Raw genomic sequence first — 15,187 nt, 5'->3', positions numbered from 1 at the left:
GCCGCTCGTGTCCCTCGCCTCTCGCTGCCCCTATTGCCTGACCACGTTCCGCGTCGTCGCCGATCAATTGAAACTGCGCGACGGACTGGTGCGTTGCGGCTCCTGCAAACAGGTGTTCAACGGCATTGAGCATTTAATGCCGGAGACAGCGGAACCCGCTGCGCCGGAGACCGAGGCGTCCGTTGTGTCCGATACGTCCGATACGTCCGATACGCCAGATGCCGCATCGCCGGTACTCTCGCTCATCGCCATTGAACAGGCATCGGCTCTCAGCGCCGCAGAACAGGAACCCGCGCTGCCGGAACCGACGGTTCCCAACACCCTGCCGCCTCTCGACATCGACTTTGGCGATGATCCCGAGGCGAACCCAGCGCCGGCTTTTGAAGCTCCGACACCGCCGCTGGAAGAAATCGCACCGATGGCAGAACCGGTGCAGACCAGCCCTGAGCAAGCCACGTCTGAAGAAGCCCCTGCACAGGCCGCGCTTCAAGCCGCACTTCAGGCCCCACCTCAGGTCGCCCCTCACGCCGGACTGCCCGCCGAATCAGAAAGCCCTCTTTCTACTCCGGCGCAGGAAGCATCTACCCCACCGCCAGAACAGCAAACTTCCTCGCTACCGACCGCTGCGGACAACAGTAAAGACAACGCCGCCGACAGCGATCCCTGGCCCGAATTTTCGAGTCAGGCGGCTGACGCGGCGGTACACATGCAAGCGGCTTTGGCCGAACTCGGCCTGAACGCGGCCAATCTGTCGTCGGATGAAGAAGAATCGTCTTCGTATTCTTCGCATGATGCATCGGGAAAAGCCGAGGCAGAGCAAGAGACTCCGGCGTTCTTGCTGCAGGCAAGACGCCAAAAGCGGTGGCGCGGTGTGCGCCGTGCTGTCTTTTTCAGCCTGTATTTGCTGCTGATAGCCGGAGTTGCCGGGCAATCGCTGTATTACTGGCGCAATGACGTTGCCACAGCGCTACCGGCTACGGCGCCTGTCCTGGAAAAAATCTGCGCCCGCCTTCACTGCACCATGGGGCTGCCCAGCGACATTCGTGAGTTATCTCTGGAATCGAATGAATTGCTCGCGACAGCGCCAGATGAAAATACCTATACGCTGAGCTTGTTGCTGCGTAACCGCGCCAAAACACCGCAGGCCTGGCCGCACATCGAACTGACGCTGAAGAATGACGAAGAACAAGCCATCGTGCGCCGCGTATTCGCACCGAACGACTATCTGCCACCCGCATTGCGCAGCCTCAAAGCCATGCCGGCCGGCAGCGAGCAGCCAATAAAATTGTCGTATGCGCTCGATCAGGTCACGGCGTCTGGCTACGCAGTCTATTTGTTTTACCCCAAGTGATGTTCACTCACGCTGTCAAAACAGGGGCAGAACAAAGGCCATCTTAAAGAAGTGTTAATCGCTCTGCTGCGCGGTGAAATGGCAGTACGACATCCCTGCTTTGCCCCTCCCCCGCAATATCTTGCTCTGCCTGGCTTTCTTGTCGAATAGCCGCTGCATTTGAACCGCCAACCAATGGCTGTCGCCAATTTACTCCCGGCACGGCGCTCGCCCCGCTCACCGTCGTCAATGCGCCTGTACGTTCAACTTACGCCAATCAAACAACTGACTCAGCGTCACCAGCTTCTGACCATCAACGGGCGATGCGTTCATGTCCGATTAATAGGTTTGCCGACCACATCGAGCGTGTGCCAGCACCTGCTGTGATACCGGGCTACCGTGACAACTTTTCTCAATGAGCTAGTTCTAGTCAGATTCACAGTTATCTTGCCATGCATAAAGATAGCGCTCGAACTCTGCCCGATGAATCAGACGGTTGTCTGACTGCACTGGTCAGCCACATCTCTCTATTGTTAGGTGGATTAAGCGATGAACTCTTCCTCTGGCCTCATGGCATCAGACCAAATCAGTATGTCGGCAGTGAAACCCTTATTGCAGCATTCTGAGGTCAACATTTTCACATTTGACGAAATCCAGGCCAACGAATTAGAGTCCGCCGCCATTGACATAGCCCGGCTGGGTGGGCCGCAAGTCCAAGGTGCAAAGACTAAGGCAGCGTACTATGCCACTGCCATTGCGATGACATTCACGGAACAACAATTCAGCGCTACTCGCCGATTTGCAAACGGGGAACTATCCCTGTTAATTTTCGAGGGCCTGCATGACCCCGGAACTTCCGATGCGCCGCTGGTGGAGTTACCGGAATTAAGTGAACTTGAAAATGATTTCCATTGCCGGCGACTAGCATCGCGCAGTCAGATTCTGTTACAGATGGTGAGCCACAGCGCATTCGCCTATGACCTGGACAATAACGGGCAGTTAGTAAGACTTGTTGGAAACTTCAAGGGGGGTGGGAAAACAAAACTCGCGGGCGAGTACACGTCCGGCGCGGCCGAACTCAGTTCCCATTCCGGCCTGGCCCTCGGAGCGCACACCGAAGCACCTTATTACTGTTCCGTAAAATATTCTGGCTCTCACTCCCCGGCCCCTTCGTCGCTTATCTTAACCGCGCGCTGGAATCCGCAGTGCGAGCCAACGACCGTCATTCCGATGCATGACATCATCGCTAAAATCGGCTCGCACAATGCGCTCGCACTTACCGCGAAGGTTTTCAAGTTTAGCCGGAGTGATTCCTTTGTTTCTGGTAAGGGCGAAGACGGTCGCGACGTTTCCATTCTCGATATCGATGACCAAGGCGCATTCGCCATTCGATATAACGCCTATCGCTTCTGTGTGAACGAAGATGCGCCCTTGTCTGTCAAGTCCGCTTTTCAATGTCTCAATAACGAAATTGAGCAGAGCAAGATGGTGCAATACGCGCCCCAGCCAAGTAACGCCATCGTCATCAATAATTGCAGAGCCTTACATTGTCGCGATGAAATCAAAGACAATCGGCGGCTACTGGTGCGTCTGTTTGGATACTCGCGTGACGCCGAGGGAATTATCCTTTCTGAAGATCCACTTCTCATGCAGGGATAGTGCAATTTCGTCTTGAACAGCCTAATTTTTCTTCCCCGATCATTGAACGGAACGTACTTTGCTCGAAATAACTTTTGAAACGATGGCCGCCTTAGCCGCAGTAGCGACACTTGCCGGTTTTATCGATGCCATAGCGGGTGGCGGCGGTCTGATCACCTTACCCGCGCTGTTTCTTGCCGGCATTGATCCGGTAGCGGCCATCGCCACCAACAAACTTCAAGCGGCATCCGCAACGGTGTCGGCGACCGTCGCCTTCTGGCGCAAAGGGATGATTGAATGGCGCTCGGGTATGCCAATCGCGCTCATGGCCATGCTTGGCGGCAGCGCGGGGGCTTTGTCCGTCAGCATTCTTCCCAGGTCTGCCCTGGAAGCCGTTGTCCCCCTCTTGCTGATTTCAGTCGCGATCTATTTTTTACTGGCGCCGAAACTCAGCGATAACGAAAGCCGGGCAAAAATATCTCCGTTCTTGTATTCATTGACCATTGCGCCCACGATCGGCTTCTACGATGGCGTATTCGGCCCGGGAGTGGGGTCGTTTTTCATGGTCTCGTTTGTACTCTTGCTTGGGCAAGGCATACTGCGTGCCATGTCCTTCACCAAGTTGGCGAATGCCTCCAGCAACATCGGCGCACTCATTGTTTTCGCCTGGAAGGGTGCCATCATTCTTCCCGTCGCATTATCAATGGCGGCAGGGGCCTTCCTTGGCGCACAGTTAGGTGCGCGTTGCGCAGTCAGGTTCGGCTCTCGCCTGATCAAGCCTATCCTCATTGCTATTTGTTGCCTGATGGCCGGGAAGTTGCTGCTGAACCCCGACAATCCCTTAAGACATGCCTTGATGCATTGGAGTTGATATGACGTCCTTCCCTGTGTCGATTTTGTCTGAATCCTCGGTCTCCGATCAGTGGATGTTTTCCGAAACACCACCTGGTCCGGCGAGCTATTTTGTCGAGGATTTCGGTACTTATCAGCTTGAAGGACGGGTTCTGTTTTCGCAGGACCAATGCTGGCCGTCAGTGCTCACGATCCACGGCGCCCGGTCGGACTACACAAAACTCAATGTGCTGATGTATGGCCTGCAAAAACAAGGTATCTCCACGCTGGGGTTCAATCTATCCGGGCATAGTGCAGCTTCCAATGTGGCGCTTTCTCAAACCTCACTGCGGAACAACCTGAAAGAGTCGGATCGCTTTTTCGGGCGACTCAAGGACGGCTCCTGTACGGTCATGGGTCACAGCCTCGGCGGCGCGCTGGCACTCAAACTCGCAGCAGCGCACCCGGAACGGATAGACAAACTGGTGCTGTTTTGCCCGGCCGTTTATGGCGATCTGGCTTACGGGCCTCTCTTTGGCGGAGCGTTTAAACGCGCCATTTCCGTTCCAAACGGATTTTTGCGGACAGATGCCTTTGAATTTCTTCGTCAGTTCAAGGGCAAGCTGATGCTCGTTATCGGGCAATACGATGGACTGCGTTCCACAGACTATGGTGGTGTCGATGGCACCTCCGCCGGGGTTGTCCTGATTGATGGCGTCAAACAATATAGCGCCATCCCCAGGGAAGTCATTGATTGCATTAAAGCCGCGATCCCCGCCCCCCATCTTGAGGTGCTAACCCTGCCCGATTGTGATCACGGCATCTCCTCCTGGCTTCGCGCCAACCCCATAGCGGCAGATCGTCTGACCCAGAAAGTTGCAGCGTTCATCCGTAGCTAAGCTCTGCGTTCAAAGCCCCTGCCTGAATCCTTCGTACTCATTCCTTCGTACTCTTACCAGGACTCCCTGCTAAGATGTGGCTCGGATCAACACGGCCTGGCAAGCTCTTCCCCACTATTTATCTACTTACCTACTGACTATGCGCTCTCTTATTTGCGGTTCCCTGGCTTACGACAACATCATGCAGTTCGACGGACGCTTTTCCGAATCGCTGCTGCCCGATCAGCTGCACAAGGTCAACGTCTCCTTTCTGGTGCCGACCATGCGCCGCGAATTCGGCGGCTGCGCCGGCAATATCGCCTACAACCTGAAACTGTTAGGCGGCGAGCCGCTCATCATGGCCACCGTCGGACAAGACAGCGCGCCGTATCTGGACCACCTGCGTCAGCTCAACATCAGCAGCGAATGCATCCGTGTGATCGATACCGCCTTTACCGGGCAGTGCTTCATCACAACCGACGCCGACAGCAATCAAATTACCGCCTTCCATCCGGGAGCAATGAGCTTTTCGCACCAGAATCAAGTGGCCGACGCCGGCAGCGTCAAGCTCGCCATCGTCGCCCCCGACGGTCGCGACGGCATGCTGGAACATTCGGAGCAGGCCATCGGCCTGGGTATTCCGCTGATTTTCGATCCGGGCCAAGGTTTGCCCATGTTCAATGGCGAGGAACTCAAGCATTTCATCGAGCTGGCTACTTATGTGGCCGTCAATGATTACGAAGCCGAATTGCTGACCAATCGCACCGGCCTGAGCTTGTCGCAGATCGCAGAACGGGTTCAGGCGCTGGTCGTCACCCGTGGCGAACTCGGTGCCGAAATTTTCACTGGCGGCGAGAAGATCGTGATCCCTTGCGTCGAAGCCGACACCATTGCCGACCCTACCGGCTGCGGCGACGCATTCCGCGCCGGCATGCTGTTCGGTCTGAGTAATGACATGGACTGGGCCACTATCGGTCGTTTGTCCAGCCTGATGGGTTCGATCAAGATCGCGCAGCAAGGCCCGCAAAACCATGCCCCTAGCCTGGCAGAGATCGAAGATCGTTTCTTCAGCGCGTTCGGATATCGTTACCGCTAACGCCCGGTCGGCATAACCGGGCGGCCAAACAAGGCCGCCCGTGTTGTGCGATGATAGTTGCCTCGTGCCTCTGGCTAACGTGGAACCATCCGCACCAGCGACGCAAAGGAAAACTCATGCGACCTTACCTTGCCACCCTTCCCGCTGTAGCGGCCCTGTTTCTGGCGCTGAGCGCACTGCCAACGACTGCACTAGCAGTGCTTAAACCGGGCGACACCGCGCCGGACTTTACCACTCAGGCATCAATGGGCGGACAGGTAACGTCCTTTTCACTAGACGCGACGCTCAAAAAGGGGCCGGTCGTCCTGTATTTTTTCCCGGCGGCATTTACCAGCGGCTGCACGATTGAAGCCCATCTGTTCGCCGATGCGATTGATCGTTACAAGGAGTTGGGGGCGACTGTAATTGGCGTGTCGAACGATGATATCGACACACTGAACCGGTTTTCGCTCAGCGAATGCCGCAGCAAATTTGCCGTGGCCGCCGACACCGATAAAAAAATCATCAAAGCTTACGATGCGGCAATGCTGCTCATGCCTAGTCATGCCAGCCGGGTTTCTTACGTCATCACGCCCGACCATAAGGTCATCTACGAATACAGTAGCCTCAATCCTGACCAGCACGTTGCCAACACCATGAAGGCGCTGGAGCAGTGGAAAGCGAAGACCCGCTGAGGATACATAAGGCAGTGCTGGCAGGCTTGCTGTCTCGCCAGAGAAGGTAGCCGGAGGAAGGCAGTCGAAGCGCGGTCGGATCAAACGCCGAGCAGACGTTTGCCGACCGCTTCCGCATCCAGACCGGTGCCGTGGATGGCGAGCACTTTCTGTTTGGATGTCATCCCGTGCAGCAACACCACCGCGCTGCGCGGCAGGTCCAGACGTTCGGCGATAAAGCGTATCAGGGCCTCATTGGCCTTGCCGTCCACTGGCGGCGCATGCAGCCGGATTTTCAGCGCCGTATCGAACTCGCCGATCACTTCGCTTTTCTTGGCGTTCGGCGCAATCCTCAAGGTCAGGCGAACGCCCTCCCCTGATGCCTGGCACCAGGCGTAAGTCATCGCTTACGGGAAGGAGATCAACAGCGCGCTGATTAGCTTCAGACCGATCTGCAACAGGATCAGCGCCGCCAGCGGCGACAAATCGACATTACCGAACAGCGGAATCACACGGCGCAAAGGGCGCAGCAGTGGCTCATTCAATGCACCGACGTAGGGTGCCAGAGGGGCGTGGGGATTGACCCAGCTGAAGATGGCTTCCACGATCAGCGTCGCCATGAAACCATAGAAAATCCACTGTACAAAGCGCAATACGGAGAGCAGCAAGATCGGTTCCCAGGCCAGACCTACCACGACTAATCCTGCCACGGTCGACAGCACAATCACGAGATAAGCGCCAATCAGGCTGGCCCAGTCGTATCCGCCGGAAGAAGGCGTCACGCGCCTGAGTGGTTTGACCAGCCAGTCGGTGACATGAAAAATGAATTGGGCCAGGGACGCCGGAGGGCGCACGCGGACGACTTGCGTCCAGAAACGCAGCAACAAGGCGCCGGTCAGAATGCTGGCAATGGTATCGACGATCATCATAAAAATGCTATACAACACGGCATATCTCCATCAAGTTAAGTCTGGCTCAATAGGGTAAGCCAGCGGTCCGTTCGAATGGCGCGCCTTGTAAAAAACCCGCTGTCTGACCTACGCCAGACAGCGGGTTTAGCGCCCGAAAAATCCGGGCAGCACTCATCCGATATTATGGACGGGTAGTGCCTGTCGGAAACGGCCATGCTGCTGCCGGATTCAACACGGTTTTTACTGCAGGAGCAATGGCGACTGGCTTGGCGGCAACCGCTTTTTTTGCGACTGCTTTCTTTGCTGCCGGCTTTGCTACTGCCTTGACCGCTGGCTTTGCTACCGCCTTGACTGCTGGCTTTGCTGCTGGCTTCGCGGCAACCTTGGCAACAGGTTTCTTCGCTGCTGGCTTTGCTACTGCTTTTTTCGCTGCTGGCTTTGCAACCGCAACGGCCTTCTTCGCTACTGGCTTTTTAGCGGCAACGGCTTTTTTAGGCGCTGCTGCTTTCTTGGCTACCGGCTTTTTAGCAGCGACAACTTTCTTGGCGACTGGCTTTTTAGCGGCGACAGCTTTCTTGGCCACTGGCTTTTTGGCAGCGACGACTTTCTTCGCCACTACTTTTTTAGCAACAGGTTTTTTCGCTGCGACTGCTTTTTTCGCTACTGGCTTTTTAGCGGCAACGACTTTTTTAGGCGCTGCTGCTTTTTTCGCTACGGGCTTTGCTGCTGCCTTGGCGACGACTTTTTTCGCTGCGGCCTTTGGTGCTGCCTTCGCGGCGACCTTAGGTGCTGCTACTTTTTTAGCCGCTGGCTTTTTCGCTGCGACTACTTTCTTGGCGGCGACGGGTTTCTTCGCGGCGGTTTTTTTTGCTGCTGTTGCCATTTTGTTTCTCCTTCATATGATGGAAAAAATCAAGCTTGATTGGAAACCCGCCTGAACCATCGCGATGACGCAGGCGGATTATTCATCGGCGCACGCAATGCTTGCTTGCGCTAATGAATTTGGCACCAGCCGAACTGCTGCATTCCCTCAACTATGCAGCACTTCAGCCTGATCAACCGCGCTCCCGTCCCGCTTCACAATGCGAGCGACGGTGGAGTTTCTCCGAACGCGGTCAAAAAAAACGCCGGCAATTACGCCAGCGCTGGAATAGCTTTTTCAAAGATTATCAAACCCAGCAAAGGAAAAGCCGCCTTGACCGATGACATCGGGATAAGCGGCAATAGCAGGCGGGATATGAGGGGTCTTCTACTGTTCATTAATAGGGCGTTTGCCTCGTCAGTTCTTGCACTCCGGCTATCTTGCAAGCTAGCCGGCGCCGTGCTTGCCGATCTTGATGTTGCGTTAAGATCGGCGTCAATTTTGTAGAACCGTTGTAGAACCGTTGCAGAACCATTTTGAAAACTCTGATGAAGCTGCGGCTTCAAGCTTCATCAGATCATCCGGTTATTCCCAGTTCAATGCGCCCCCTGTTTGATATTCAATGACACGGGTTTCAAAGAAGTTGCGCTCCTTCTTCAAATCGATCATTTCACTCATCCAGGGAAATGGATTTTCTTCTTGTGCGAATAACGGGTCCAGACCAATTTGCTGCGCTCTCCGGTTTGCAATGAATCGCAAGTAACCTTTGAACATCGGTGCATTCAAACCTAGCACTCCTCGCGGCATTGTATCCTCTGCGTAGCGATATTCCAACTCTACCGCGCTGAAAAACAACGATTTAATTTCATCTCTGAATTCCGGCGTCCACAAATGCGGATTTTCCATCTTGATCGTGTTGATCAAATCGATACCGAAGTTGCAATGCATCGACTCGTCGCGCAAGATATATTGATACTGTTCAGCCGCGCCCATCATTTTATTTTGCCGTCCCAGCGCCAGAATTTGCGTGAAGCCAACGTAGAAGAACAAGCCTTCCATGATGCAGGCAAACACGATCAGCGACTTCAGTAATTTCTGATCATTCTCAGTGGTACCAGTGGTGAATTGAGGATCGGTCAGCGTATTGATGAACGGGATCAGGAACTCATCCTTGTCGCGGATCGATTTGACTTCGTGATACGCGTTGAAGATTTCCGCTTCATCCAAACCAAGCGATTCGACGATGTACTGATACGCATGCGTGTGGATCGCTTCTTCAAACGCCTGACGCAACAAATACTGGCGGCATTCCGGCGCAGTGATGTGGCGATAAGTGCCAAGCACAATGTTGTTCGCCGCCAATGAATCGGCAGTCACGAAGAAACCCAGATTGCGTTTGACCAGGCGACGCTCGTCGTCGGTCAGACCGTTTGGATTTTTCCACAGCTCGATATCGCGCTGCATGTTGATTTCCTGCGGCATCCAGTGATTCGCGCAACCGGCCAGATATTTATCCCAGGCCCATTTGTATTTGAACGGCACCAATTGATTGACGTCAGTGTGGCCGTTGATGATGCGCTTGTCGGCCGCATTGACGCGACGCGTGACATCCGGTGCCGGTTCGTCTTTAGTGACCAGCGTCGGATTCAGGGCAACATCGGAAAACTGCGGTGCGGCTTGCTGGCGCGGCGCCTGCAATGGCGACTCCGGCGGCGATACATGAGCGGCGGGGGTCGTAGCGATTTCTTCATCCCAAGAGAGCATATTTAATTCCTTAGCGGTAGCAAAGCGTGGCGCAGCGTTCAACGCTGGCAGCAATGCGTCTTATCAATAACAGTAGGACTAGAGGGCAAAACAAAAAGTGCGCCACTTGCACACCCTTGCCTGCCGGCATTTCACGATCGTTCCTGACACCGTAACGATCGCTTGAATAAATCAGTCGAAGCTCGGCAGCGGAAGCTCTGCGATGGAAACTCGGATAAGCGCCACGCAATTGCTTCATCAGAGCTTCCCTTGCAGCGAACAGCTTATTGGCAGGCTTCGCATTCCTCGAAACCAGCGTCACCAGGGCGCAGCACGCAGGCCGGGCCATCCAGCTCGATGTCGTCAGCCACTGGTGCCGATGTCATCACGTTGCCGCCGCCGGAGCCATCGACACCGACCGCGTTCAACGCGCCGGTTTTGGAAGTCGATTTTTCCGTATGGGTGGCGCCCATGGTGCGCAGATAGTAAGTCGTCTTCAGGCCACGCAACCATGCCAGCTTGTAAGTTTCGTCGAGCTTCTTGCCGGAAGCGCCAGCCATGTAAATATTGAGCGACTGTGCCTGATCGATCCATTTCTGGCGACGCGCAGCGGCTTCAACGATCCATGACGGCTGCACTTCGAACGCCGTGGCGTAGATTTCACGCAGATCTTGCGGGACGCGATCAATCTTGGCCAGCGTGCCGTCGAAATACTTGAGATCGGAGATCATGACTTCATCCCACAAGCCGCGCGCCTTCAGGTCACGCACCAAATAGGCATTGATTTCCGTGAATTCGCCGGACAGATTGGACTTGACGTACAGGTTCTGATACGTCGGTTCGATACAGGCCGAGACGCCGATGATATTGGAAATCGTTGCTGTCGGTGCAATCGCCACGCAATTCGAATTGCGCATACCGAAATCACGGATACGGCTGCGGACCAGCGTCCAGTCCATGGTTTCGGAGGAATCTGTTTCCAGATAGCCACCGCGTTCTTCGGCCAGCAGCTTGAGCGAGTCTTGCGGCAGGATGCCACGATCCCACAGCGAGCCGGGATACGAGCTGTAACGACCGCGCTCTTCAGCCAGTTCGGTCGAGGCCAGATAAGCGTAATAGCAGACGGCTTCCATCGAACGATCCGCGAATTCGACCGCATCTTTCGAGGCGTAAGGCGTGCGCTTCATGTGCAGGCAATCCTGAAAACCCATGATGCCCAGACCGACCGGACGATGACGCAGGTTGGAATCGCGTGCTTTCTTGACGGCGTAATAGTTGATGTCGATCACGTTATCCAGCATGCGCATGGCGGTGCGGATGGTTCTTTGCAGTTTGACGTGGTCGATTTCACCGTCGAGCATGTGCGCTGGCAAATTCACCGAGCCCAGATTGCAGACCGCGATTTCAGAAGCATTGGTGTTGAGCGTGATCTCGGTACACAGGTTCGAGCTATGCACGACGCCGACGTGTTGCTGTGGCGAACGGATGTTGCAAGGGTCTTTGAATGTGATCCAAGGATGACCGGTTTCGAACAGCATCGACAGCATCTTGCGCCACAGATCATTGGCCTGGATCGTCTTGAACAGGCGCAACTCACCGCGCGCTGCTTTGGCTTCGTAGCCGACATAGGCTTCTTCAAACGCCTTGCCGAACTTGTCGTGCAGGTCTGGCGTATCGGAAGGCGAGAACAGTGTCCATTGGCCTTTTTCCATGACGCGCTTCATGAACAGGTCAGGAATCCAGTTAGCGGTGTTCATGTCATGCGTGCGGCGGCGATCGTCGCCGGTGTTTTTGCGCAGGTCGAGGAATTCCTCGATGTCCATGTGCCAGGTTTCCAGATAGGCGCAGACTGCCCCCTTGCGCTTGCCGCCCTGATTGACTGCCACGGCAGTGTCATTGACCACCTTCAGGAAAGGCACCACGCCTTGCGATTTGCCGTTGGTACCCTTGATGTGCGCACCCAGCGAACGCACTGGCGTCCAATCGTTGCCCAGACCGCCGGCATACTTTGCCAGCAAGGCATTTTCCTTGATGGCGTCGTAGATGCCTTCCAGATCGTCAGCCACCGTGGTCAGGTAGCAGGACGACAATTGCGAACGCAGCGTGCCGGAGTTGAACAGCGTCGGCGTCGAGCTCATGAAGTCGAACGAAGACAGCAGGTTGTAGAACTCGATAGTGCGCGCTTCGCGATCGACTTCGCTCAGTGCCAGACCCATCGCCACGCGCATGTAAAAGGCTTGCGGCATTTCGATGCGAACGTCGCGGATGTGCAGGAAGTAACGGTCATACAGCGTTTGCAGACCGAGATAACCGAATTGCAGGTCGCGTTCGGGCTTGATGGCATTGGCCAGCAACGCCAGATCGTACTGCGCCAGCTTAGGATCGAGCAGATCGGCTTCGATCCCCTTCTTGATGTATTTAGGGAAATAGTCGAGGTATTCGGCCGGTGCATCGGCTTGCGCCACTTCCTTGCCGAACACTTCCTTGCGGATGGTGTGCATCAGCAAACGTGCAGTGACCTGGCTGTAGGCCGGGTCTTTTTCCATCAGGGCGCGGGCGGCCAGAATGGCCGACTTGTGCAGTTCCTCGACCGGCACACCGTCGTACAGATTCTTGACGGTTTCCGCCAGGATTGCTTCCGCGTCAACGTGTTGCTCCAGATCCACACATGCGGCCTTGATCAGCGTGCGTACTTCGGCCAGATCCAGCGGACGGCTCTTGCCATCTTCCATCACATGCAATTGCGGCACAGCAGATTCAGGGGCCGCGGCGGCATGTTGCGCCCGCTCTTCCATCCGTTTGGCGCGATACAGAACATAGGCGCGCGCCACATCGTGCTCACCGGAGCGCATCAGCGACAGTTCCACCTGATCCTGGATGTCTTCTATATGGAAGGTGCCGCCGTTCGGCTGCCGGCGCACCAGCGCAGAAACGACATTCGATGTCAGTTGCTCGACCATTTCGCGCACGCGGGCCGAAGCAGCACCCTGCCCGCCATTGACCGCCAGAAATGCTTTGGTCACGGCAATCGCAATTTTGGAAGGCTCAAAGCCCACCACCGAGCCATTACGGCGAATGATGCGGTAATCCGCCAGAGTGGCCGCGGATTTTGCCAGCGAAGCAGGGCCGCCATCCTGAGTTGAAGTGGAAGAAAGCATGCCGAAATCAGTTGTTGATTGGCCGGAAATTTCTTGAGTAGAGCGCACTGAGCCTCCTGAGCTGTAAAACCAGTCATCCGATATGGATGACTGAGTAGGAATGAACCCTCGTGTCAGCGAGGGCATACGAATTGGGTGATGAATGCAGAGCAGGGGCGAATACTGCGCCCTGCCCGCCATGCAAGCGGAAACTACCTGATGTTTGCCCGTCCGGGTAAGCTGCAAAGCTCCCGAAACGCTCCCTGGCAAAACAAAGAATCATCAAAAAAACACTACATCTAGTTGTTTTTTAAGTTTTCGGAACTAATTCTAGTGGCTGCCAAGGGACTTGGCAAACAATATTTGTGCATATTTTTATCTGTTTTCGTCTTGACTTTTGACATCGCCAATAACGAAGCGGATCGGTGGCACATCCGGCTTCTTGACCCCTACGGTGACCAGCGCCGCGCCAAAGCGCTGCCAGTCGAAAAATGGACCAGGATCGGTTTTACGTCCCGGTGCGATGTGTTCGTGGCCGCTGATCGCATCCAAGGGCGCTGCATCGTGCAGCGCTGCCGTCAGCGCCGCCAGGGTGGCATATTGGCGGTCATCGAATGGGACAAAATCAGACCCCTCCAATTCAATCCCGATGGAAAAGGCATTGCAGCCATGCCTACCCTCGAACTGGGAGACACCGGCGTGCCAGGCGCGATCATGAATGCTGACGAACTGAAGCAAACTGCCGTCGCGTCGCACTAAAAAATGCGAGGACACCCGCAATGGGCGCAGTTGCTCGAAATAGGGGTGCGCCTGACAATCGAGCCGATTGGTAAACAGATCGGCAATGTAGGGGCCGCCGAACTCTCCTGGCGGCAGGCTGATATTGTGAATGACCAGTAAATCCGCCGCGACACCGGCCGGCCGGGCATCGAAATTCGGTGAGGGCACTTGCTGCGCCGCCGGACACCAGCCGTTCTTATCTAGAATCAGGACCGGATAGGCCATCGCTGGCATCAGATTGTCGACAATTGCTTATGCTCTTCCCCGCAGAAGACATTGCCGGCAGCATCCACCACCGCTTCCGAGGCAGGGAAATGGACGTGGCAATGGGCGCACTGGACGATACGCTCAACCTGCGGCGCGGCCGGCGGACGTCGTGTCCCGCCCGGGGCAGCGCCAGGCCCGCCCATCATCGATTTTTTCGCGCGTTTCAGCCAGACCACCACTGCCACCAGGATCAGTAACCAAATCAGGTATTTCATATGAAGGCCCTATGCAATACCACTTCCAGCACGAAACGGGTGCCGACATAGGCGAGTAAGAGAATCGCAAAACCGCTCAACGTAAACCGCAAAGCGGTTTTGCCGCGCCAGCCCTGCCACCGCCGGCCTGCCAGCAACACACCGAACAGCAGCCAGGAGAAAAAAGTGAAAATCGTTTTGTGATCCAGCCTCAAGGCCTGACCGAACAGCTGCTCGGAAAACACGGCCCCCGACAACATGGTCAAGGTCAGCAAGGTAAAACCGAGCGCGATCAGACGGAACAACAGCTTCTCCATGGTCAGCAGGGGCGGCAACCGCTCCAGCGCGCCATTGAACCAGCCCGCCTTCGGCTGCGCTGATCGAATATGCAGCCGGGACTCCTGCAGGACCATCAGTACCGCGTGGAATGCGGCGATGGTCAAAGTGCTATAGGCCAGAATGGAAATCGCGATATGCCCCAGAAACCAGCCGGACTTCCCGGCCAGCGGCACCATGTTGCCGGGAAAAATGCCGGGCAACACGACCGCCAGCGCCGCTACCGGCAAGACCAGTACGCGCAGACTGTCCAAAGCGGAATTGCGGTTTTCCAGCCAATAGAAAGCGACCGTAATCCACAAGGTGGCTGACAGCATCGCCGCGAATCCGACCCGGACGGCATCGGGAGCCGTCACATCGGCAGAGAGCGCCGCGCCATGTAACAGCCAGCCAAACAAAGTCAATACGGACTGCGCCCTGCGCGCAGTCGTCGGCAATACCGCTGCGATCAAATACAACAGCGCCGCCAGAAGGAAAAAGGAATTTTGCATCGGCCAAGTTTATCATCAAGTCGCCTCCGAATCTGCCGCG

14 protein-coding genes are annotated in these 15,187 nt (G+C 55.6%); 6 read left to right on the top strand and 8 right to left on the bottom strand.

Annotated elements, in window-relative coordinates; genetic code table 11:
* The first annotated feature begins 7 nt into the window (after positions 1 to 7).
* The 6 genes from RGU70_RS04220 (at position 8) to RGU70_RS04195 (ending at position 6,447) form a co-directional block, all read left to right on the top strand.
* Positions 8 to 1,351: a DUF3426 domain-containing protein gene (locus RGU70_RS04220; protein WP_322208150.1), complete on the top strand. Its 1,344-nt coding sequence runs from the start codon at positions 8 to 10 to the stop codon at positions 1,349 to 1,351.
* Between the two features lie 528 nt (positions 1,352 to 1,879).
* Positions 1,880 to 2,989 carry a hypothetical protein gene (locus RGU70_RS04215; RefSeq protein ID WP_322208149.1) on the top strand — a complete coding sequence of 370 codons (1,110 nt, stop codon included), beginning with the start codon at positions 1,880 to 1,882 and terminating at the stop codon, positions 2,987 to 2,989.
* Positions 2,990 to 3,047: 58 nt separating this feature from the next.
* The gene (locus tag RGU70_RS04210) at positions 3,048 to 3,839 is read left to right on the top strand and encodes a TSUP family transporter (RefSeq protein WP_322208148.1); all 792 of its coding nucleotides are present in this window, start codon (positions 3,048 to 3,050) and stop codon (positions 3,837 to 3,839) included.
* Position 3,840: 1 nt separating this feature from the next.
* Positions 3,841 to 4,698: an alpha/beta hydrolase gene (locus RGU70_RS04205; RefSeq protein WP_322208147.1), complete on the top strand. Its 858-nt coding sequence runs from the start codon at positions 3,841 to 3,843 to the stop codon at positions 4,696 to 4,698.
* 139 nt (positions 4,699 to 4,837) lie between these two features.
* Positions 4,838 to 5,773 carry a carbohydrate kinase family protein gene (locus RGU70_RS04200; protein ID WP_322208146.1) on the top strand — a complete coding sequence of 312 codons (936 nt, stop codon included), beginning with the start codon at positions 4,838 to 4,840 and terminating at the stop codon, positions 5,771 to 5,773.
* Between the two features lie 116 nt (positions 5,774 to 5,889).
* The gene (locus RGU70_RS04195) at positions 5,890 to 6,447 is read left to right on the top strand and encodes a peroxiredoxin (protein WP_322208145.1); all 558 of its coding nucleotides are present in this window, start codon (positions 5,890 to 5,892) and stop codon (positions 6,445 to 6,447) included.
* A gap of 80 nt (positions 6,448 to 6,527) precedes the next feature.
* Here RGU70_RS04195 and RGU70_RS04190 read toward each other — a convergent pair whose 3' ends face one another.
* From RGU70_RS04190 to RGU70_RS04155, 8 genes are all read right to left on the bottom strand, one after another.
* On the bottom strand, positions 6,528 to 6,830 hold the full coding sequence (locus RGU70_RS04190) for a DUF167 domain-containing protein (protein WP_322208144.1): 303 nt from the start codon (positions 6,828 to 6,830) through the stop codon (positions 6,528 to 6,530).
* A 3-nt stretch (positions 6,831 to 6,833) separates the two neighbouring features.
* Positions 6,834 to 7,352 carry a YggT family protein gene (locus RGU70_RS04185; protein ID WP_322210696.1) on the bottom strand — a complete coding sequence of 173 codons (519 nt, stop codon included), beginning with the start codon at positions 7,350 to 7,352 and terminating at the stop codon, positions 6,834 to 6,836.
* A gap of 166 nt (positions 7,353 to 7,518) precedes the next feature.
* Positions 7,519 to 8,220, bottom strand: a complete 702-nt coding sequence (locus tag RGU70_RS04180; protein WP_322208143.1) for a histone H1-like DNA-binding protein — start codon at positions 8,218 to 8,220, stop codon at positions 7,519 to 7,521.
* 564 nt (positions 8,221 to 8,784) lie between these two features.
* Entirely contained in the window at positions 8,785 to 9,963 is a 1,179-nt protein-coding gene (locus tag RGU70_RS04175; RefSeq protein ID WP_322208142.1) for a ribonucleotide-diphosphate reductase subunit beta, read from the bottom strand.
* Positions 9,964 to 10,226: 263 nt separating this feature from the next.
* Entirely contained in the window at positions 10,227 to 13,100 is a 2,874-nt protein-coding gene (locus tag RGU70_RS04170; protein ID WP_416186476.1) for a ribonucleoside-diphosphate reductase subunit alpha, read from the bottom strand.
* Positions 13,101 to 13,454: 354 nt separating this feature from the next.
* Positions 13,455 to 14,093 carry a 1,6-anhydro-N-acetylmuramyl-L-alanine amidase AmpD gene (gene ampD / locus RGU70_RS04165; protein WP_322208140.1) on the bottom strand — a complete coding sequence of 213 codons (639 nt, stop codon included), beginning with the start codon at positions 14,091 to 14,093 and terminating at the stop codon, positions 13,455 to 13,457.
* A complete protein-coding gene (locus tag RGU70_RS04160) occupies positions 14,093 to 14,341 on the bottom strand; it encodes a PP0621 family protein (protein ID WP_322208139.1) in 249 nt (82 codons plus the stop codon). The genes ampD and RGU70_RS04160 overlap by 1 nt, the downstream gene beginning before the upstream one ends.
* Positions 14,338 to 15,147: a cytochrome C assembly family protein gene (locus tag RGU70_RS04155; RefSeq protein ID WP_322208138.1), complete on the bottom strand. Its 810-nt coding sequence runs from the start codon at positions 15,145 to 15,147 to the stop codon at positions 14,338 to 14,340. The genes RGU70_RS04160 and RGU70_RS04155 overlap by 4 nt, the downstream gene beginning before the upstream one ends.
* Positions 15,148 to 15,187: the final 40 nt, after the last annotated feature.

The organism is Herbaspirillum sp. RTI4 (assembly GCF_034313965.1).
GTDB lineage: Bacteria > Pseudomonadota > Gammaproteobacteria > Burkholderiales > Burkholderiaceae_D > Herbaspirillum.
The sequence above is the reverse complement of the archived record's forward strand: the minus strand, read 5'-3'. Positions and strand labels throughout refer to the sequence as shown.

What these genes read in the sequence shown, in the direction of transcription:
- RGU70_RS04215 (WP_322208149.1), top strand. Translation starts at nt 1,880, where the DNA reads ATGAACTCTTCCTCTGGCCTCATGGCATCAGACCAAATCAGTATGTCG.
- RGU70_RS04205 (WP_322208147.1), top strand. Translation starts at nt 3,841, where the DNA reads ATGACGTCCTTCCCTGTGTCGATTTTGTCTGAATCCTCGGTCTCCGAT.
- RGU70_RS04200 (WP_322208146.1), top strand. Translation starts at nt 4,838, where the DNA reads ATGCGCTCTCTTATTTGCGGTTCCCTGGCTTACGACAACATCATGCAG.
- RGU70_RS04195 (WP_322208145.1), top strand. Translation starts at nt 5,890, where the DNA reads ATGCGACCTTACCTTGCCACCCTTCCCGCTGTAGCGGCCCTGTTTCTG.
- RGU70_RS04190 (WP_322208144.1), bottom strand. Translation starts at nt 6,830, where the DNA reads ATGACTTACGCCTGGTGCCAGGCATCAGGGGAGGGCGTTCGCCTGACC.
- RGU70_RS04185 (WP_322210696.1), bottom strand. Translation starts at nt 7,352, where the DNA reads ATGATCGTCGATACCATTGCCAGCATTCTGACCGGCGCCTTGTTGCTG.
- RGU70_RS04180 (WP_322208143.1), bottom strand. Translation starts at nt 8,220, where the DNA reads ATGGCAACAGCAGCAAAAAAAACCGCCGCGAAGAAACCCGTCGCCGCC.
- RGU70_RS04175 (WP_322208142.1), bottom strand. Translation starts at nt 9,963, where the DNA reads ATGCTCTCTTGGGATGAAGAAATCGCTACGACCCCCGCCGCTCATGTA.
- RGU70_RS04170 (WP_416186476.1), bottom strand. Translation starts at nt 13,100, where the DNA reads ATGCTTTCTTCCACTTCAACTCAGGATGGCGGCCCTGCTTCGCTGGCA.
- ampD (WP_322208140.1), bottom strand. Translation starts at nt 14,093, where the DNA reads ATGCCAGCGATGGCCTATCCGGTCCTGATTCTAGATAAGAACGGCTGG.
- RGU70_RS04160 (WP_322208139.1), bottom strand. Translation starts at nt 14,341, where the DNA reads ATGAAATACCTGATTTGGTTACTGATCCTGGTGGCAGTGGTGGTCTGG.
- RGU70_RS04155 (WP_322208138.1), bottom strand. Translation starts at nt 15,147, where the DNA reads ATGCAAAATTCCTTTTTCCTTCTGGCGGCGCTGTTGTATTTGATCGCA.